The sequence below is a fragment of the Rahnella sp. CFA14(1/10) genome, from assembly GCF_004195095.1.
Lineage (GTDB): Bacteria > Pseudomonadota > Gammaproteobacteria > Enterobacterales > Enterobacteriaceae > Rahnella > Rahnella perminowiae.
The window spans coordinates 105,685-124,815 of sequence record NZ_SEWS01000007.1; the positions used below are offsets into that span (position 1 = coordinate 105,685).

Below are 19,131 nucleotides of genomic sequence, written 5' to 3' on the forward strand. Positions count from 1 at the left end.
CTATAAATCCGGGGTAAAAGTCACCCTGACGATGTTAGTCTGCGGCCAGTTCCAGGAAATCTACAATCGGCGAAAAATAACGTTCAAAGCCGACAAATGCGTGATTCCCCCCGGGTTCGACCGTCTGGCGACAGGTGGTGTAGTACGCCACAGCCTGACGGTAATCGAGAATTTCATCGCCCGTTTGCTGCAGCAACCAGAGTAAATCCGGTGACTCCAGCGGTTCGACCTGCATGACTTTCAGATCATAAACGTGGCGTGACTCTAACACATATTGCTGGCCGGTGTAGGGGTTCTCGTTTTGTCCGAGGAAGTCGATCAGCAGCTCATACGGCTTCACCGCCGGGTTCACCACCACGGCCGGCACGGCAAAACATTGCGACAGCCACGTGGCGTAATACCCCCCCAGCGAGGAGCCAACAATACCCAGTTTTTTACCCGCATTGCTAATGACCAGACTCTCAAGTTCTTCCGCGGCGTCAGCCGGATAAGGCGGTAATTGCGGGACAATCATATCGATATGGGGATGATTAACCGCCAGCCAGTTTTTTAATGACGTGGCTTTCGCTGAGTGCGGAGAACTGTTGAATCCGTGCAGGTAAAGTAAGGTGTTCATTCGTAGCCGTCCGACTCCGTGTCAGGATGAAACTCGCTGGTTTCCAGACGGAAGACTTCAGTCTCTACACGGCCGTCCGGATATAAATCAAGGTAACGCCAGCCCGGTGCAACCGTATCAATCGTGAAATTGGTGCAATGCGGTTTAAACTGTACGCAGGTTGACGGCGTCGCATAAAGACGGCGTCCGTACCAGTCAAGATCAAGCTCCTGATGAATATGTCCGCACAACAGCGTATTCACTTTCGGGTAATTCACCAGGGTATTCGCCAGCATATGCGCATTGCGCAGGCTGTGCTGATCAAGCCAGGTGCAGCCTGAAGGCAGCGGATGATGATGTAACATCAACAAAGTAAAACGATCAGGGTACGCGTTCAGACAGCGTTCCATCCATTCCAGCTGATATTCGCTCAGCTCGCCGTGCGGCACACCGAATACCTGTGTATCCAGCAGGATAATTTGCCAATGTTCACCAAGCAGAACGTGTTTCGAAGGGTTGATCCCCGCATCCTGCAAGGCATTGACCATCGCAGGCTGGAAATCATGATTGCCCGGCAGCCAGACGCAGGGCGCGGTCAGCTCGCCGATACCGCGGGCAAACTGATGGTAGGCTTCCACCGACTGATCCTGTGCCAGGTCCCCTGTTGCCGCGATAATATCGACTTCACGCTGCTGCGCTTTGATGGCGTCCAGCACTGCGCGATAGCTGTTAAACGTATTTACGCCTAACAACGTTTCATCTTCACCGGCAAAAAGATGGGTATCAGTAATCTGTAGAATCCTGACTTTGGCCCCATTCACCAAAGGCAGTGTAAACAGGCTTTCCAAATCGTTTCCTTTGTTGTTGAAGTCTGTCTAACAAACCGGAATTGCCATCGCTCCGTGCGCAAGGCAATAACGCAGCCAATCCGCAAGGAACTGGTTAATTTGATGCTTTTCATCACGCTGATGCAACTTTTTATTCGGATAATCATAACGTGCTTTGAAGCGAAAGATCTGCTGACTCGCACACACTTCGGCCACCATCGCATCATGATACAGGCGAACGGTGAGCGAAGGCAGGCTCCAGTAACTCACGGCCGGCGCAGTCTGTTTGATTTCTATCAGGGATGTATAACGTGTTGATTCAAGGATCGTCAGGCAATACGTTGCGCTACTCACCTGATATGTCACCGTTTCACCAGGTTCATCGGTGCGTGGCATCAAACGGCGCAATTGTGCAAAATTTGTTTCACACAATCTCATCATTTCAGGGAAGTCAGGGGTATAGCGCTTAATCATTAGTTAGCCCACTCTTTTTTCAGGGATTCATGGTGCAGCTGCAGCCATTGCAGGGCAATCACTGACGCCGCATTGTCTATCGCTCCTTCTTCCACCCACCGGTAAGCCTGCTCACGGCTGACCACATGTACCCGGATGTCTTCATTTTCTGCTTCCAGACCGTGAATTCCTTCTGCCGTCGTGGCATCAACTTCACCGACCATAATGGAAAGACGCTCGCTGGTTCCGCCCGGACTTGCCAGGTAATTCACAGCCGGTTTGCAGCGTTTCACCACAATGTTCGCTTCCTCGAGTGCTTCGCGGCGGGCAACATCTTCCACTGTCTCGCCCTCTTCAATGATACCGGCGACCATCTCCAGAAGCCAAGGAGTATCACTGGAATCCAAAGCAGGGATGCGGATCTGTTCTATCAGCACAACTTCATCCCTTTTCGCATCATAAGGTAAGAGTACCGCAGCGTGGCCGCGCTCAAAAACTTCACGGACGACTTCTGCGCTCATTTCTCCATTAAACAGCCGATGGCGAAACCGATATGCAATAATAGAAAAAAAACCTTTATATCGTGTCTCGCGTGCAATAATTTCTACATCATCTTTGCCGAAAGTAACCGGTGACCGTTTAAATGAAGACATGGAATGTTTCCTTATCCCTCACAGAGGTAATTTATTGCCCTTTGAGGTCAGTTTGATGAAAATGCGTTAATAATAATCAAGGTTGTTTGTGATAGATTTAGGCTCATTCACTCGGGAAGGCACGTTAAGCCAACCGCCCCGCTAGCCTGACTCTGCTAGAATCCGCGTCTATGGGTTAATTTGACTGCGCCACCATACATAACAACATTGCTGCACAACAAGGAATGCAAATGAAGAAACTGCTCCCCCTTCTCATCGGACTCAGCCTGGGCGGCTTCAGTACGATAAGCCAGGCCGAAAACCTGATGCAGGTCTATCAGCAAGCCAGGACAAGTAACCCGGACCTGCGCAAATCTGCTGCTGACCGGGATGCTGCATTCGAAAAAATTAACGAAAGCCGCAGTCCTTTATTACCGCAACTCGGATTGGGTGCGGATTACAATTACACCAATGGGTACCGTGATGCGAATGGCGTTAACAGCGACGTTGGCAGTGCCAGCCTGCAATTAACGCAGACCATCTTTGATATGTCAAAATGGCGCGCCCTGACACTGCAGGAAAAAACTGCCGGTATTCAGGATGTGTCTTACCAGACGGATCAACAATCTCTGATCCTCAATACTGCAACGGCTTATTTCAACGTATTGAGTGCAATCGATTCGCTTTCGTATACCGAAGCACAGAAACAGGCTATTTACCGTCAGTTAGATCAAACCACTCAGCGCTTTAACGTGGGGCTGGTTGCGATTACCGACGTGCAGAACGCCCGTTCACAATACGACACCGTACTGGCTAACGAAGTGACTGCGCGTAATAACCTGGATAATGCGCTGGAGTCCCTGCGTCAGGTTACCGGTATGTATTACCCGCAACTGTCTTCGCTGAATGTCGATAACTTCAACACCACGCGCCCGCAACCGGTCGCCACGCTGTTGAAAGAAGCAGAAAGCCGTAACCTGAGCTTGCTGTCTGCCCGTCTGTCACAGGATCTGGCACGTGAGCAAATTCGTTATGCGGAAACCGGCCATATGCCTACGGTTGATCTGACTGCCTCAACCGGTATCAGCAATACCAAATATCACGGCGACAAAACGGGTGGTTCTTCCAGTTATCAGGACGCCGATGCTGGCCAGAACAAGATTGGGCTGAGCTTCTCCCTGCCATTGTACAGTGGCGGTTCTGTCACCTCTCAGGTGAAACAGGCACAGTACAGTTTTGTCGGGGCCAGCGAGCAGCTTGAAAGCGCGCACCGCAGCGTCGTGCAGACCGTTCGTTCTTCCTTCAATAACATCTCTGCCTCGATCAGTAGCATCAACGCGTATAAACAAGCCGTTGTTTCTGCTCAGAGTTCTTTAGATGCGATGGAAGCCGGTTATCAGGTCGGTACCCGTACTATTGTGGATGTTCTGGATGCCACCACCACGCTGTATAACGCCAAACAGCAACTTTCCAGTGCGCGTTATACGTACCTGATTAATCAGCTGAACATCAAATCAGCACTGGGTACACTGAACGAAAGCGATCTGCTGGCACTCAACGGTGCCCTGGGTAAACCCATCCCAACCGCACCGGATCAGGTGGCACCAGAAACACCTGATCAGGATGCTGCGGCAGACGGTTACGGCAAAAGCACCCCGGCAGCTGCGCCTCGTGCTCAGAAAGCCAGCGCAACAACAGCAACCGCAACACCGAAGAAAAGTGGCAATCCTTTCCAGAATTGATTCTGAAAAGTCCCCCGCATTTCCATCAAGGCAGCCTGAAAAGGCTGCTTTTTTTTGCCTGAGTCACGCCGCTCTGTAAAGTCTCGTAACAATTGCCTGTCGCTGCTTTAACAATCACCCGCTTTCCCCTATTCTTAGACCCTACTGGGAAAGGGCAAAAAAGCCCTAAACATGGGATAAGAACGATGAAACGGACACAACACGTTAACCTGGCTACCTTCCGTAAATCATGGCGTAGCTCTAGAATTACTCCTGTCGCCCTGGCGATAAGCGCAGTCTTTATGCTTGCCGGCTGCGAGAAAACCGACGAAACCGTTTCGCTGTATCAGAATGCGGATGACTGCTCGAAAGCCAACCCTTCCGGCAGTGCGCAATGTGTTGCAGCGTATGATGCAGCGAAAAAGGAAGCGGCAAAAACCGCACCTAAATATGCCAGCCGAGAAGACTGTATCGCTGAATTTGGCGAAGGCCAGTGTACTCAGGCTCCGGCACAGTCAGGCGTCGCCACGGCCGAAAACCAGAGCAGCGGCGGCAGCATGTGGATGCCGCTGATGGCAGGTTACATGATGGGCCGGATGATGAGCGGTGGCGGTTACGCGCAACAGCCATTGTTCAGCTCAAAAAACCCGGCCAGCCCGGCTAACGGTAAGTTCGTGGATGCGACCGGTAAAAACTACGGCCCCGCAACAGCGGGCGGTCGTACCATGAACGTTCCGAGAACAGCGATGGCGCCGAAACCTGCCGTGACCAACACCATCACCCGTGGCGGTTTTGGCGACAGTGTGGCAAAACAAACCTCAATGCAGCGCAGCTCCTCTGCGGCGCCACGCAGCCCTGGCCGCAGCATGGGTGGCTAAGAGATACCGATGAAACGTTTAGCCATTAATGAGCGCCCGGACTGGCGCGAAAAAGCCACGGAGTTTGGCTTCAACTTCCACACCATGTATGGCGAACCGTACTGGTGTGAAGATGCTTATTACCAGTTCACGCTGGCGCAGATTGAAGAGATCGAAGAGGCGACGGCGGACATTCATCAGATGTGCCTGAAGGTCGTTGAGCGCGTAGTGAATGACGACAAACTGATGGCGAAATTCCAGATCCCGAAACACGTCTGGGAATTTGTCCGCAGTTCATGGCGCACGCAACAGCCTTCCCTGTATTCACGTCTGGATCTGGCTTACGACGGCGTCAATCCGCCGAAGCTGCTGGAAAATAACGCCGATACGCCGACCTCTTTGTACGAAGCGGCCTTCTTCCAGTGGCTATGGCTTGAAGATCAAATTGCGGCAGGCAATTTGTCGCAGGATGCTGATCAGTACAACAGCCTGCAGGAAAAGCTGATCGAACGTTTTGCCGGGCTTAAAAACCAGCATGGTTTCTCGTTGCTGCACATCGCCTGCTGTCAGGACACCGAAGAAGATCGCGGCACCGTGCAATATTTGCAGGACTGCGCGCTGGAAGCGGAACTGGCCAGCGAATTCCTGTTTATCGAGGAAATCGGTCTGGGGGAACGCGGGCAATTCACCGACACGCAGGATCAGGTGATTTCTAACCTGTTTAAACTGTATCCGTGGGAATTCATGTTCCGCGAAGTCTTCGCGACCAAGCTGGAAGATGCCGGTGTACGCTGGCTGGAACCGGCCTGGAAAGCCATTGTGTCGAATAAAGCTTTGCTGCCGTTGTTATGGGAAATGTTCCCGGATCACCCGAATCTGTTACCGGCTTATTTTGCCGAAGATCAGCATCCGGAACTGGATCACTACGTGGTGAAGCCGCTGTTTTCCCGCGAAGGCGCGAACATTAAAGTCATCGAGAAAGGCCAGGAAGTCGCCCGTGTGGATGGCCCGTACGGTGCTGAAGGCATGATCGTGCAGCAGTTCCATCCGCTGCCAGTGTTTGAAGGCAGTTACACCCTGATCGGCAGCTGGCTGGTCAATGATCAACCCTGCGGGATCGGCATCCGTGAAGATAAAGCGCTGATCACCCAGGATCTGTCACGTTTTTATCCGCACACGATTGTCGGATGAAAAACCAGAAAAGGATAATGAAGAAATTCATTATCCTTTTTATTTCGGGCTGACAGTGCTATTAACCTAACTGCACCGAGAGCATCGAAAGCGATCCCATCACGATCCCGTCCGTTGGCTGCGTGATCGGCTCAATACCATTCCACGCGCCTAAAACATACAGCAATGGCAGATAGTGATCCGGAGACGGATTCGATAATGCGCCGCCTTCATGCTCCATAAACTGCACCAGAGGATGATCTTTCGCCTCACCCTTCCAGCGCAGATTGTCTTTCACATAAGTCTCAAAAGACGTCGCCCACGGATAAGCTTCAGTATCGCCGCCCCATTTCACCATCCGCAGGTTATGCACCACATTACCGCTGGCAACAATCATCACGCCTTCGTCACGCAGCGCCGCCAGCTTCTTACCCAATTCATAGTGGTATTCCGGCGGCTGTGTACCATCAATACTCAGTTGGATCACCGGAATATCCGCGTCAGGATACATCTTGATCAGCACACCCCAGGTGCCATGGTCGAAACCCCACTCGCGGGTATCTGAAATCACATTTACCGGGCTAAGTAATTCCTGAACCCGCTTTGCCAGCGCCGGTGAACCGGGTGCCGGATAACGCTTATCAAACAGCGCCTGCGGGAAGCCGCCAAAATCATGAATCGTGCGCGGGTTTTCCATCGCCGTAACCGCAGTACCACGGGTGAACCAGTGAGCTGATACGGCCAGGATCGCCTTTGGCCGCGGTAATGTTTCACCCAGCGTATGCCAGGCACGGGTATAAATATTGTCTTCCAGCACGTTCATCGGGCTGCCGTGGCCTAAGAAGAGTGCGGGCATACGTTGAGTCGTCATCATGAATTCCTTACCCAAAATAAAAGAGAGCGGGCCGGTGAGTGACCTGCCGCGTAATAACACTACGTTACTCTTTTTGATGGCCGGTGACAGCCGGGTAACCGTGAAGGAGATGTTCAATAAATTTGATGAGTCAAATCAAAAGAAAGCGGGAGGATGGTGTTCTTCAAAGCACAATTTTGGCAATAATTCACAATAAAAAGCAAAAAGGCCGCACAGGCGGCCTTTTCTGTTACGCATAACCCGTCGCTTAGCTTGCCTGACGGGTCTGCGCCTGGCGATAGGCCACCAGATCGGCGATGGTCACTACCGGCATATTATGCTGACGGGCAAACACCACCACTTCCGGCGCGTGCGCCATAGTGCCGTCATCATTAGTGAGTTCACACAGCACGCCGAAAGGCTTCAGACCCGCCAGCGTTGCCAGATCTACCGACGCTTCAGTGTGACCGCCACGGGTCAGCACCCCACCGGCCTGCGCACGCAGCGGGAAAATATGCCCCGGGCGATTGAGATCAGAAGGTTTCGCGCCGTCTTTGATTGCCGCACGGATAGTCGTAATACGGTCGGCCGCAGAAACGCCAGTAGTTACCCCTTCAGCCGCTTCAATAGTCACGGTAAATGGCGTCTGGAACGGGCTGGAGTTGTTCTCAACCATCATTGGCAAATCCAGCCGTTTACGGCTGTCTTCGTTCATGGTCAGGCACACGATGCCGCTGCCGTGACGAATGGTCAGCGCCATTTGCTCAACGGTCATATTTTCAGCGGCAAAAATTAAATCGCCTTCGTTTTCACGATCTTCGTCATCCAGTACCAATACACCTACGCCATTACGCATGGCGTCAATAGCACGCTCAACACGTTCAGCTGATGTACCGAATTCGGAAAGTAGGGTCTGATTCATGGTAAAAATAACCTCATGTTCTGTATGTGGATTACCAGAATCAGGGCGTCTTGAGGAGGCTAGCTGCAGCAGCCATCAGGCGTGCTACAGTTATAAAAAATAACGCAGCGGGCATGTTTGCCCGGCTTGAATCGTTACTCTCTCCCATCCGGACTTTAACCGTCGGCCCCGGAATTACACCGGATCTGCTGACCTCTAATCCCGAAGGATTGAGCGCTCGCGGGCTTCCACATGGAAGGGATTATAACGCTTCCGATATTCCGTGGTTTACCGCCGGTGGGGACTTTCACCCCGCCCTGAGAATAAGCAAAACAACTATAGCGCCAATAAATCAACAGGGCAATCCTGCGGTTTGGCCAATTAGTGCCCCTGAAGGTTTATAGAAACGGCCTCAGCGATTACACTATGGAAAAGCACCTCCTTCTAGAAAAGGAAATAACATGATTGACCCGAAAAAAATTGAACAAATTGCCCGCCAGGTTCACGAATCAATGCCTAAAGGGATCCGTGAGTTTGGTGAGGATGCCGAGAAGAAAATCCGTCAGGTATTGCAGGCGCAGTTCAGCCGCATGGATTTAGTCAATCGCGAAGAGTTTGACGTTCAGACCCAGGTTTTACTGCGTACGCGTGAAAAACTGGCCGCGCTGGAACAACGCCTGTCCGTGCTGGAAGGCAAACAGGCAGAAGCGGAAAAACCGCAAGATCCGGCCTGATTATTACGAGTTGTGTAAACAGAAAGGGCCTGCCTGGCAGGCTCTTTCATTATGTAAAATCGGGTTTATTGTATGCGGAATACTGTTTTAGCACGGGGTAATAACAGCCACAATCCTGCAAACACCACGACCGCGTACAGTGCTTTCCAGCCGACCATAGCCAGCAATCCGCAGCACAATACAGCACCCAGCATCGCCATCCATTTTGAGCGCCCTTTCAGAATCCGGGTACCCGACAGCATGCATAACAGATAAATCAGGATGAAAATCCCGTTAGCGTAAGTGATCAGCGCGCCCAGCGGTAGATGCAACCAGTAAATCAGTAATGTAAACAACACGCAGCAACCCACCACCAGATTCAGCGCGGCAACCGGCACCTGCTGAGCGGAAAGCTGTGCCAGTGCACTTTGCGGTTTAACCTGCGCCTGCGACCATACCAGCCGGGAAAAACTCTGGGTATAAATATTCACGCTGGCAAAACATGCCAGGTAGCCAATGATGCAGGCGATCCACAGTGCTTTTTGCCCGAATAATTGTACGACAATACCCGGTAACGAGGCCCCGGCTTCCCGCCCTTCTCCCCAGGCATGAAATTTCAGCACCGCCACCGTACATCCCCAGTAAACCGCGCCCGCCAGCAGCATGCCGATCAATAAAGCGCGCGGGAAGTCCCGTTGCGGATGACGAAATTCGGTCGCCAGATGCGCAAAAGCCTCCAGCCCGACGAAACACCAGAACATCACCGCCAGCGCATCAAACAGATTTGATGGAGAAATGTCATGCACCGCAGGCAGCGGGATTTCAGACAGAGAAATATTCCCTTTCCACCAGATCGCCGCCACCAGTGCGATCACCAGCAATGCGATTACCGTCTGGATATTGGCACTTGACCCGGCACTGCGTGTGCCGAGGAACCAGATGAAAAAAAGCGTACCAAGCTGCACCAGCAACAGATTTGTGCTGCTCCAGCCAAAGGCTGCCTGCCAGAAACCGGCAGCAATATGCAGCGCGGCGGGCAACCCGACCGGGATAACTGACAGGAATAACCAACCGGTAACCCGTGCCATATGTGGTCCGAAAGCTTTGCCGACAAAATGCGCCGCGCCGCCCGCGCTGGGGAAATGCCGGCCAAGCGCGGCAAATCCGATGGCTATCGGAAACACTAACAGGATGAGCACCGGCCATGCCCACAGGCTGTCATTTTGCGCCAGCTCCGCCGCCAGTGCAGGCACCGCAAAAACCCCGGTTCCGAGTAATGAGGTCGAAAGCAGCCCGACGCCCTGCGCCAGGCTCAGTTCCTGTTTTAATCCGCTCACAACAGAGTCACTTCCGTTTCATCGTTGATAGAAAAATCAAAAAGAAAAGGGCTTATCAGATAAGCCCTTCGTTGCAAATAACCTGATCCAGACAGAGGAAATCAGTCCTGCGATTTAATTTGATTGATGATTTTGGTGGTAGAAAGACCATCTTCAAAATTCAGTACGCGCACTTCGCCGCCGTTCGCCCAGACCTCCTGACTCCCGGCAATTTGCTCAGGCTTGTAGTCGCCACCTTTGACCAGCAGATCTGGCAAGATCCCGGCGATCAAACGCTGCGGAGTGTCTTCTTCGAAAGACACCACCCAGTCGACAGCGCCCAGCGCGCCCAGCACGATCATACGGTTTTGCAGCGCATTCACCGGACGGGTTTCGCCTTTCAGGCGTTTGGTCGAAGCATCACTGTTCACCGCGACGATCAGACGGTCACCCAGTTTGCGGGCGTTCGCCAGATAAGAAACGTGTCCGGCATGCAGAATGTCGAAGATGCCATTGGTCATCACGACTTTCTCACCGCGCTGACGCGCCATCGCCACGGCAGCTTTTAGTTGTTCTTCGTTCATTATGCCAAAACCAACGTCTGAACGTCCGCCGATAGCATTTTCCAGTTCAACCGGAGAAACGGTTGAGGTACCGAGTTTACCCACGACCACACCGGCGGCGGCGTTCGCCAGGAAGCAGGATTCCTCCAGCGTATTGCCTGCGGCCAGTGCAGCAGCGAGCGTGCCGATCACCGTGTCACCGGCACCGGTCACGTCATACACTTCCTGCGCCTGCGTTGGCATGTGGAATGGCGCTTTGCCGGGCTGCAATAAGGTCATCCCGTGCTCAGAGCGGGTGACCAGCAGCGCGGAAAGTTCGAAATCAGCGATCAGCTGCATACCACGGGTAACAATTTCACCTTCGTTTTTGCAATGACCGACAACAGCTTCGAATTCGGATAAATTTGGCGTCAGTAACGTTGCACCACGGTAACGTTCGAAATCCGATCCTTTAGGATCAACCAGCACAGGCACACCCGCTTTTCTCGCCAGTTGGATCATTTTCTGCACTTCAGTCAGGGCACCTTTGGCGTAGTCTGACAGCACCAGTGCGCCACTTTGCGGTAAAGCCTGTTCTATTTTGGTCAGCATCGGCTCGAGATCAACGCCTTCAAAACCTTCCTCAAAGTCGAGGCGGATCAGTTGCTGGTTACGGGACAAAATTCGCAGTTTGGTGATGGTAGGATGTGTGGATAGTGCGACGAAATCGCAGTTAACTTTCACTTCTGCCAGACGCTCACTGAGGGCACGCGCAGCGTCGTCTACGCCGGTCAGGCCGATCAGACAGGAAGAGGCGCCCAGAGATGAAATGTTCATCGCCACGTTAGCTGCACCGCCAGGCCGCTCTTCAATGGTACTGACCTTCACCACCGGCACCGGAGCTTCCGGAGAAATACGATTGGTCGGGCCATACCAGTAACGGTCTAACATTACGTCACCGACAACCAGCACACCTGCGCGGTGAAAATCAGGCAAAGTCACTTTCATCCCAAGACTCCAAAACAGATAAATCAAATCGGGTAAATACAATGCGCCGGATAATATCACAAGCGCCTGTTAGCCGAATAAAAACCCTCAGCCGAGCCACTTTGCCCAGCTGGCACGGATCTGCGCGCGCTCAGTAGCAAAGCTGTCCGCGGCCACTTTCCCGCTGTGTTCCTGCAACGCCAGATGATGAATTTCATCGCGCAACGTCACATAAGCCTGCGTCAGATGGCGCGCTTCCTCTTCCGGCATGATGTCATATCGTGCCATCAGTTCAAAAATCCGCACGTTATCAGACCAGCGCGTCAGCTTCGGCTCATCATGCGCGAAACGCAGAACCAGATATTGTGCAATGAATTCAATATCCGTGATGCCACCCGGATCGGCTTTCAGATCAAACTCGTGGGTTTTTTTACTCCCCAGATGGGCATACATTTTCTCGCGCATTTCACGGACCTCCTTACGCAGGCCGTCGCCATCGCGCTGGCGGCAAAGAATGTCGCGACGCGTGGCGTTAAATTGCTGTGTCAGTTGCGGATCCCCGTAAACCACACGCGCGCGAACCAGCGCCTGATGCTCCCACGTCCAGGCTTCATTGGCCTGATAATCTGCAAACGCTTCAATGGTACTGACCAGCATGCCGGATGCGCCGGAAGGTCGCAGACGCGGATCAACCTCGTAAAGAATGCCTGACGATGTCCGGGTGCTGAATAAGTGCATAATGCGCTGCGCCAGCCGAAGATAAAACTGACGTCCGTCGATGCTGCGTTCGCCGTCCGTCATCACCTCCGGCGCGCAATCGAGCAGGAAGACCAGATCCAGATCTGAGCTATAACCCAGCTCCCAGCCACCGAGTTTCCCGTAACCGACCACGGCAAAACCGCGCCCCTCACGGTGCTGAAGATGCGCGGGCTGCCCGTATTTTACGACCATTTGTTCCCACGCATGCTGCACCACGACATCGAGAATGGCCTCGGCAAGGTAGGTTAAATGGTCACTGACTTTCATCACCGGCAATGCCCCGGAAATATCCCCGGCTGCGATACGCAAATGCTGGGCCTGTTTGAACTGGCGCACGGCTTCAAGCTGCTGTTCTTCGTCTTCTGTTGGCACCCGCATCAGATACTGACGCAGTTCGTCGCGGTAAGCGCCCGGCTCAATCGGCTGGTAAAGCGTGCGCGGGTCGAGCAGTTCATCGAGCAATAAAGGATGACGTGCAAGTTGTGTCGCGACCATCGGCGAGGCGGCACACAGACGGATTAACTGTTTGAGCGCACCGGGATATTCCACCAGCAACTCGATATATGTCGTGCGCGTGACGATATTAAGCAGTAACTGCATCAGCCGCTGTAACGTGACATCGGCATTTTTATAGGTACAGACCTGTGCCAGTAAACGCGGCATCAGCAAATCCAGTTGATCACGCCCGCGTGGCCCGATCGTACGTTTATCCACGTCACGGCGAAAATCAGCAATCTGATGCAAAACATGCCGTTGCGCGTTTTCGTCAAGTTGCGGTACCAGCGGAGCCAGCTCGTCAGGCTCCAGTGCATCAATCCATAAGCTGCTGAAATGGGCGAGTTGCACATCGTCTTCGGCATCTGGCGTATCATCGCCTATCAGCTCATTAAACACCGAGCGCACAGCCTGCATGTGAGCATTCACGGCATCCAGAAGCTGCGGCCAGCCGGCGTAATCCATCCCCCACGCCAGACGCGCCTGATTCAGTTCATCCGACGGCAAGGTCTGAGTTTGCTCGTCCGCTATCGCCTGCAATAAGTTTTCCAGGCGGCGCAGAAACAGATAACTGTTACGCAACTGCAACACCTGTTCTACCGGCAGCAGGCCCAGATTTTCCAGCGCCTGGAGCGTGGGCAGCAACGCACGTTGCTGCAATGCCGGTTCACGTCCGCCACGGATCAGCTGGAATACCTGCACAATAAATTCAATCTCACGGATGCCGCCCGCACCGAGTTTAATGTTGTCTTTCAGACCACGGCGGCGTACTTCGCGGGCGATCATGCCTTTCATGTTGCGCAGGGACTGGATCACACTGAAATCGATATAGCGGCGGAAAACAAAAGGCATCAGCATTTTTCGCAGTTCCTGACTGCTGATATCCTCCGCACCGCCCATCAGACGCGCTTTCACCATCGCGTAGCGCTCCCAGTCGCGCCCCTGCTCCTGGTAATAATCTTCCAGTGCGGGAAAGCTCATCACCAGCGGGCCGCTGTCGCCGAACGGGCGCAAACGCATATCCACGCGATAGACAAAACCATCGATAGTCGGCTGATCCAGTGCCTTGATCAGACGCTGACCAAGGCGGGTGAAAAACTGCGCGTTATCCAGTTCACGGCGTCCGCCGCGGGTCTGGCCATTTTCCGGATAAGCAAAAATCAGGTCGATATCCGAAGAGAAATTAAGTTCACCTCCGCCCAGTTTCCCCATCCCGAGGATCAGCATACGTTGCGCTTCTCCTGCCGCATTGACCGGCGTACCGAACTCACGGCAACAGGCTTCATATAACCAGTCACGGGCACTGACAATCAGTAACTCTGCCAGTTCGCTCAGTTGGTGAAGCGTATCTTTCGCTTCACTGGTTTGTGCTGATTGCGACCATGCAATGCGGGTCAGAATACGCCGGCGAAACAGACGCAGCGCTTTCATTAAGCCGGCTTCATCGGTCACCTGTGTCAGCGATCCCTCCAGCCACTGGCGGTAAAGTTGCCACTCCTGCGCCTGGGGGGGATTTTGGTCAATTTCATGCCACCACTGCGGAAACGCCAGCAAACTGTCCGTCACGAATTCACTGCTGCTCAGAATGGCCAGTTGTTGATCATCGGGAAGGGGCAGGTTGTCAGGATGTTCACGCCAGCGTTCAAGCAAACTCTGCGCATGGCTTTGCAAAACAGAAGAAAGTGGCAACATGAAATCAGATTCCTTGCAAAAAAAAGCCCGGGCAGTTTGCCCAGGCTAGTCAGTCAGTTAACGAGGTTGTCCGTTTAACCAGAAAGCATCCATCATCACCGCGTGAGAACGGGCCGAATCCTCCCAGGCGTGTTGCTGCTGAACGATGGCCTGTTGCAGGTCCACCCAGCCGGCAATATACGCATCGACGTCTTTTTCAGGGTAAGCACCGGCAAGCAAATGGAAGGTAATGATCTGACGTTTCAGGCGCGCCAGTTGATCGCGATAACCTTCTTCCGTCAGTGGCTGCGCAAAGGCTTCTTTCAGATCCGCTGCGGTACGACCGAGCATGATGTCAGCAAAACGTTTGAAGGAAGCGTCCAGTTTCTTCGCAGATTTATCATCAATAAACGGCGTCCAGCCTGAGGTTGCCAGCCAGGAAGTAAGCACTAACTTGCACTTCAGACAGGCCGTGCCATAACAAATTTCCTGCGCATCCGCCGATTTCTGTTCCAGCACCGGCACCAGATCAGTCAGCAATGTGCGCAGTTCTGCGGACGCTTTACGCGGCACCAGCCCGCCGAACAGTACCAAAATCTGACGCACGGTTTCCACCGCCTGCAATACGCTCAGACGTGCAGTTTTGTCGCCGCGAACCCACAGTTCTTCATGATATTGCCAGTGATCCAGCGCCAGTTCGAACATCGCAGACATAGCCTGTTCAACCGTGGCTTTCGGCTTCGCTTTAAACACCGGCAGCGGTTTAATGTCGCGCGCAGGATTGCCCTTCGCGAGGTGATAACCACGAGCCGCCTTGCTGAAACCGCCCTGACGTAAGCCGCCATGAGCACCGATTTCTGCCGCCAGTGCCAGTAAATCGGCGGTGTTACCCTTTTTCAGCTCAAGTTCGATTTCAGCCAGCGGTTCGGTGAGTTCACCGGCGACCACTTCACCCTGATCTAACCCAAGTTCTATCTCGCTTTCGCCGTAAGTAATTACCCACTTCTCGCGAGTAAAATCCGTGCGGAACAGCGGAGCGAGTTCTTTCTGTAAAGCAGCGGGCTTGCAGCCTTCCGGCCAGATATCTTTCGGGAACGCGCTGAGTTTCAACACCGGCTTTTTCAGCTCAACGTTGTATTCCGGGCGCTGATGTAACCCACCCACCACTTTGCCACCGGTTTTGATGGTCATTTCATACTGATCGTCAAAACCACGTATGCGCAGACCCATGTCATGCGAACGTAAATAGTTTTCCGCAGTCTCAAAATAGATGTTGGTCAGTTTTGAAGGCGCGGTGTGCTCACTGTTAAAACCAGCGAGTTGCGAAGGTAATTCGGCGATTGCGGCCGGGGTGGCGATAAATTTTAATTCTATTTCTACGGTCATATGAGTCTTCACACCGATGCTTTGCTGCCAAAAGGGATTAACGCGTCGCTGCAATTCTATCATAAGCACAGCGCGCAAGCCGCATGTTGCGGGATTGTAAGATAGTTCTCATTCCGGTTTATACGTTGCGTCGTCACACTGTTGCCCTTACTATCGGTCTCCAACTTTTAGTACCTGTATGAGTGCAATGGCCGGACAGTGGCGGTTGCCAGAAGACGTATCCCGATAAAACGGATCCACACTTCACGTTCCCTAAATTCACAAAGAAACGATGAAATAATGCAGAAATTACGCCTAATTGGTTTCGCTTTGCTTGGTTTAAGCATGACATGGGGCGCTCACGCTGATGAGAAGCGCTATATCTCCGACGATTTGATCACCTATATCCACAGCGGTCCGGGTAATCAGTATCGTATCGTAGGCACTCTGAATGCCGGTGAAGAAGTCACCCTGCGCAGTGTCAACGAGAGCACAAAATACGGTGAGATCGTTGATTCTAAAGGCAAAACAGCCTGGATCCCACTTGATCAGTTAAGCAATGTGCCGAGCCTGCGTACCCGCGTTCCGGATCTGGAACAACAGGTGAAAACGCTGACCGACAAGCTGAACAACATTGATTCCAGCTGGAATCAGCGCACGGCCCAAATGCAGTCCAAAGTCTCGTCGAGTGACGGTATTATTGATGGTCTGAAGAAAGAAAATCAGGATCTGAAAAATCAGCTGATCGTTGCCAAAAAGAAAGTGGATGCCGTGAATGTCCAGCTCGATGACAAACAAAGAACCATTATTTTACAATGGTTTATGTATGGCGGTGGTGTCGCAGGTGTCGGTCTGGTGCTGGGGCTGGTATTGCCACATCTGGTTCCGCGTCGCAGGAAAAAAGATCGCTGGATGAGCTGAAGGCTCCCACGCAAGACTCGTGATCTCTTGTCATTGCTCAGGCACTCCGGTGCCTTTTCGTGTTTGTTTTTGTCAGGAAATCATCAGCCCGGGAAATCAACAACACAACTTTGCTATGATAAAGGCAGGGTTCCTTTTCTGTTTTCAGCGACATGATGCGTTGGAATAAGCTAATTTCAGGAGTTATCGCGTGGAGATTTACCTGGTCGGCGGCGCAGTCCGAGACAGTTTATTAAACCTGCCTGTGTCTGAACACGATTGGGTCGTGGTAGGCGCCACGCCTGAATACATGCTCGAAAAGGGTTATCAGCAGGTCGGTAAAGATTTCCCGGTTTTCCTGCATCCGGTGACTCATGATGAATATGCGCTGGCCCGTACTGAGCGAAAATCGGGCTCCGGTTATAACGGTTTCACCTGTTACGCCGCCCCCGATGTGACGCTGGAACAAGATTTAATGCGTCGGGATCTGACCATCAATGCCATCGCCAAAAGCAAAGACGGCGAACTTTTCGATCCATACCACGGCCAGCGTGATATAGAACAGCGTCTGCTGCGCCACGTTTCCGATGCTTTCGGCGAGGATCCGCTGCGTGTTCTGCGAGTTGCCCGCTTTGCAGCACGCTTCGCGCATTTAGGTTTCACGGTCGCCCCGGAAACGCAGGCTCTGATGCAACAGATGGCGGAAAGCGGCGAGCTGGAAGCCCTGATATCTGAACGTGTGTGGAAAGAAACAGAAAAAGCATTACAAACGCAGGACCCGCAGGTCTTTTTCCAGGTGCTGCGTGACTGTGGTGCCCTGAAAGTTCTGTTCCCTGAAATTGATGCGTTATTTGGCGTGCCTGCGCCGGAGAAATGGCACCCGGAAATTGATACCGGCATCCATACGCTGATGACACTGAAAATCGCCAGTACCCTGACACCTGACGTTGATGTGCGTTTTTCAGCACTTTGCCATGATTTGGGTAAGGCCCTGACGCCGCCGCAATTCTGGCCTGCTCATCACGGACATGGCCCGGCAGGCGTAAAACTGGTGGAAAAACTCTGCCAGCGGCTGAAAGTGCCGACACACATTCGTGATTTAGCGAAACTGGTCGCGGAGTTTCATGATTTGATTCATACCGTGAATAAACTGCGTCCGGAAACCCTGTTAAAACTGTTCGATACCATTGATGTCTGGCGCAAACCTCAGCGGCTTGAGCAGATGATTATGACCAGTGAAGCCGACGCACGCGGACGGACGACCTTTGAAAATAATCCGTATCCGCAAGGCGATTACCTGCGAGAAGCCTTTAACGTTGCCCGCAGCGTGACAAATAAAGATGTGCTGGATGCCGGTTTCCAGGGTATGGCTATCCGCGATGAACTGAAGAAACGCCGTACTCAGGCGGTGGCCGACTGGAAACAAACCCAGGATGCGGCGAGCTAAACGCTGACTTTTTTCATAAGAAAAGCCCCGCCGGTTATTCACCGTGCGGGGCTTTTTATGGCCTCAGGGCAAGCAAAAATCAGGCAATGAAGACAAAATACACGGCAATTGCCACGAAGAAACGATAAATCGCAAACGGGATAAACGAAATACGTTTAATCACCGCCAGGAAGGTTTTAATCGCGATCAGCGCAACAATGAATGCAGAGACAAACCCTGTGACAAACATCGGTAAATCTGACATGTTCAGGAAGCTGTAGCTCTTGTACAAATCCAGAGCCGTCGCCCCCATCATCATCGGCACCGCCAGCAGGAAAGAGAACTCAGACGCCGCAAAACGGCTAATCCCCATTAACATCCCGCCACTGATGGTCGCCCCTGAACGGGAGAACCCCGGCCAGAGCGCCAGACACTGGAAAACACCGATCATAAATGCCTGGACGTAGGTGATGTCATCCACGCCCTCGGCACGCGGTTTTTTGGGTTTCAGCAATTCAGCAGCAATCAGCAAGATACCGCCGACAACCAGCGAGTACATGACATATTTTGGCTCAAACAACGTTTTGATTTGAGAGTGCAAAAGCAGCCCCACTACCGTTGCCGGAACCATTCCCAATATAATATGTAATAAATTCAAACGGCGAAAACCGGCGCCTTCGTGAACAGGCGGTTTACCGAAATGCAAACCTAACATGCTGAACAAACGACGCCAGAACATCACAACCACAGCCAAAATGGAACCTAACTGAATAACGACTTCAAATGATTTTGAGGTATCCCCGGTAAAGCCAAGAAGATTCCCGACAATAATCAAATGACCGGTAGAAGAGACAGGCAAAAACTCCGTGAGCCCTTCAACCACCCCCAAAATAGCCGCAACAAGCAAAGAATGACTTTCGACGATCATTATCGCACCCTACCCTTTAA

The 19,131-nt window shown here is 52.6% G+C and carries 17 protein-coding genes and 1 riboswitch; of the genes, 6 read left to right on the forward strand and 11 right to left on the reverse strand.

The window, feature by feature from the left end:
- Positions 1–34: 34 nt before the first annotated feature.
- From yqiA to nudF, 4 genes are read right to left on the reverse strand one after another with little or no spacing between them, the layout of a single operon-like run.
- Complete coding sequence (yqiA, locus tag EVX52_RS15140; protein ID WP_129991606.1) at positions 35–616, reverse strand: esterase YqiA; 582 nt, start codon at positions 614–616, stop codon at positions 35–37.
- Positions 613–1,443 carry a 3',5'-cyclic-AMP phosphodiesterase gene (gene cpdA / locus EVX52_RS15145; RefSeq protein ID WP_129954512.1) on the reverse strand — a complete coding sequence of 277 codons (831 nt, stop codon included), beginning with the start codon at positions 1,441–1,443 and terminating at the stop codon, positions 613–615. Before cpdA ends, yqiA begins: the two co-directional genes overlap by 4 nt.
- Positions 1,444–1,470: 27 nt before the next feature.
- Positions 1,471–1,896, reverse strand: a complete 426-nt coding sequence (locus tag EVX52_RS15150; RefSeq protein WP_015695861.1) for a DUF1249 family protein — start codon at positions 1,894–1,896, stop codon at positions 1,471–1,473.
- Positions 1,896–2,528, reverse strand: a complete 633-nt coding sequence (nudF, locus tag EVX52_RS15155) for an ADP-ribose diphosphatase (protein WP_129954510.1) — start codon at positions 2,526–2,528, stop codon at positions 1,896–1,898. The genes EVX52_RS15150 and nudF overlap by 1 nt, the downstream gene beginning before the upstream one ends.
- Positions 2,529–2,752: 224 nt before the next feature.
- Between nudF and tolC the strand changes: the two genes are divergently transcribed.
- From tolC to EVX52_RS15170, 3 genes are all read left to right on the forward strand, one after another.
- The gene (gene tolC, locus EVX52_RS15160; RefSeq protein ID WP_269154566.1) at positions 2,753–4,249 is read left to right on the forward strand and encodes an outer membrane channel protein TolC; all 1,497 of its coding nucleotides are present in this window, start codon (positions 2,753–2,755) and stop codon (positions 4,247–4,249) included.
- 185 nt (positions 4,250–4,434) lie between these two features.
- On the forward strand, positions 4,435–5,106 hold the full coding sequence (locus EVX52_RS15165; protein WP_129954505.1) for a DUF1190 family protein: 672 nt from the start codon (positions 4,435–4,437) through the stop codon (positions 5,104–5,106).
- 9 nt (positions 5,107–5,115) lie between these two features.
- Entirely contained in the window at positions 5,116–6,276 is a 1,161-nt protein-coding gene (locus EVX52_RS15170) for a glutathionylspermidine synthase family protein (RefSeq protein ID WP_129991607.1), read from the forward strand.
- Positions 6,277–6,337: 61 nt separating this feature from the next.
- On the opposite strand, the gene ygiD is transcribed toward EVX52_RS15170, so the two are convergent.
- Together ygiD and ribB are read right to left on the reverse strand one after the other, a co-directional pair.
- Positions 6,338–7,126, reverse strand: coding sequence for a 4,5-DOPA dioxygenase extradiol (gene ygiD / locus EVX52_RS15175; RefSeq protein WP_129954631.1), 789 nt, complete (start codon positions 7,124–7,126; stop codon positions 6,338–6,340).
- Between the two features lie 250 nt (positions 7,127–7,376).
- The gene (gene ribB / locus EVX52_RS15185; RefSeq protein WP_129991608.1) at positions 7,377–8,030 is read right to left on the reverse strand and encodes a 3,4-dihydroxy-2-butanone-4-phosphate synthase; all 654 of its coding nucleotides are present in this window, start codon (positions 8,028–8,030) and stop codon (positions 7,377–7,379) included.
- A gap of 132 nt (positions 8,031–8,162) precedes the next feature.
- Positions 8,163–8,338, reverse strand: a riboswitch (FMN riboswitch).
- A 132-nt stretch (positions 8,339–8,470) separates the two neighbouring features.
- Between ribB and ubiK the strand changes: the two genes are divergently transcribed.
- A complete protein-coding gene (ubiK, locus tag EVX52_RS15190; protein WP_129954499.1) occupies positions 8,471–8,743 on the forward strand; it encodes a ubiquinone biosynthesis accessory factor UbiK in 273 nt (90 codons plus the stop codon).
- Between the two features lie 65 nt (positions 8,744–8,808).
- Here ubiK and yjeH read toward each other — a convergent pair whose 3' ends face one another.
- The 4 genes from yjeH to EVX52_RS15210 form a co-directional block, all read right to left on the reverse strand.
- Entirely contained in the window at positions 8,809–10,059 is a 1,251-nt protein-coding gene (gene yjeH / locus EVX52_RS15195; protein WP_129991609.1) for an L-methionine/branched-chain amino acid transporter, read from the reverse strand.
- A 101-nt stretch (positions 10,060–10,160) separates the two neighbouring features.
- Positions 10,161–11,588 carry a bifunctional D-glycero-beta-D-manno-heptose-7-phosphate kinase/D-glycero-beta-D-manno-heptose 1-phosphate adenylyltransferase HldE gene (gene hldE / locus EVX52_RS15200; RefSeq protein ID WP_129954495.1) on the reverse strand — a complete coding sequence of 476 codons (1,428 nt, stop codon included), beginning with the start codon at positions 11,586–11,588 and terminating at the stop codon, positions 10,161–10,163.
- 87 nt (positions 11,589–11,675) lie between these two features.
- Positions 11,676–14,513, reverse strand: a complete 2,838-nt coding sequence (gene glnE, locus EVX52_RS15205; RefSeq protein ID WP_129991610.1) for a bifunctional [glutamate--ammonia ligase]-adenylyl-L-tyrosine phosphorylase/[glutamate--ammonia-ligase] adenylyltransferase — start codon at positions 14,511–14,513, stop codon at positions 11,676–11,678.
- A gap of 57 nt (positions 14,514–14,570) precedes the next feature.
- On the reverse strand, positions 14,571–15,878 hold the full coding sequence (locus EVX52_RS15210; protein ID WP_129991611.1) for an inorganic triphosphatase: 1,308 nt from the start codon (positions 15,876–15,878) through the stop codon (positions 14,571–14,573).
- Between the two features lie 279 nt (positions 15,879–16,157).
- Between EVX52_RS15210 and EVX52_RS15215 the strand changes: the two genes are divergently transcribed.
- Together EVX52_RS15215 and EVX52_RS15220 are read left to right on the forward strand one after the other, a co-directional pair.
- Positions 16,158–16,778, forward strand: coding sequence for a TIGR04211 family SH3 domain-containing protein (locus EVX52_RS15215; protein ID WP_129954489.1), 621 nt, complete (start codon positions 16,158–16,160; stop codon positions 16,776–16,778).
- 190 nt (positions 16,779–16,968) lie between these two features.
- A complete protein-coding gene (locus EVX52_RS15220) occupies positions 16,969–18,204 on the forward strand; it encodes a multifunctional CCA addition/repair protein (protein ID WP_129954487.1) in 1,236 nt (411 codons plus the stop codon).
- Between the two features lie 79 nt (positions 18,205–18,283).
- On the opposite strand, the gene bacA is transcribed toward EVX52_RS15220, so the two are convergent.
- Positions 18,284–19,108 (reverse strand): undecaprenyl-diphosphate phosphatase, encoded by an 825-nt coding sequence (bacA, locus tag EVX52_RS15225; RefSeq protein ID WP_129991655.1) that lies wholly within the window; start codon positions 19,106–19,108, stop codon positions 18,284–18,286.
- Positions 19,109–19,131 lie beyond the last annotated feature (23 nt).

Excerpts from the sequence above, each read along its gene's own strand:
- ubiK (WP_129954499.1), top strand. The coding sequence starts at position 8,471 with ATGATTGACCCGAAAAAAATTGAACAAATTGCCCGCCAGGTTCACGAA.
- hldE (WP_129954495.1), bottom strand. The coding sequence starts at position 11,588 with ATGAAAGTGACTTTGCCTGATTTTCACCGCGCAGGTGTGCTGGTTGTC.
- ribB (WP_129991608.1), bottom strand. The coding sequence starts at position 8,030 with ATGAATCAGACCCTACTTTCCGAATTCGGTACATCAGCTGAACGTGTT.
- ygiD (WP_129954631.1), bottom strand. The coding sequence starts at position 7,126 with ATGACGACTCAACGTATGCCCGCACTCTTCTTAGGCCACGGCAGCCCG.
- EVX52_RS15210 (WP_129991611.1), bottom strand. The coding sequence starts at position 15,878 with ATGACCGTAGAAATAGAATTAAAATTTATCGCCACCCCGGCCGCAATC.
- glnE (WP_129991610.1), bottom strand. The coding sequence starts at position 14,513 with ATGTTGCCACTTTCTTCTGTTTTGCAAAGCCATGCGCAGAGTTTGCTT.
- EVX52_RS15170 (WP_129991607.1), top strand. The coding sequence starts at position 5,116 with ATGAAACGTTTAGCCATTAATGAGCGCCCGGACTGGCGCGAAAAAGCC.
- EVX52_RS15215 (WP_129954489.1), top strand. The coding sequence starts at position 16,158 with ATGCAGAAATTACGCCTAATTGGTTTCGCTTTGCTTGGTTTAAGCATG.
- nudF (WP_129954510.1), bottom strand. The coding sequence starts at position 2,528 with ATGTCTTCATTTAAACGGTCACCGGTTACTTTCGGCAAAGATGATGTA.
- tolC (WP_269154566.1), top strand. The coding sequence starts at position 2,753 with ATGCAAATGAAGAAACTGCTCCCCCTTCTCATCGGACTCAGCCTGGGC.
- EVX52_RS15165 (WP_129954505.1), top strand. The coding sequence starts at position 4,435 with ATGAAACGGACACAACACGTTAACCTGGCTACCTTCCGTAAATCATGG.
- EVX52_RS15150 (WP_015695861.1), bottom strand. The coding sequence starts at position 1,896 with ATGATTAAGCGCTATACCCCTGACTTCCCTGAAATGATGAGATTGTGT.
- yqiA (WP_129991606.1), bottom strand. The coding sequence starts at position 616 with ATGAACACCTTACTTTACCTGCACGGATTCAACAGTTCTCCGCACTCA.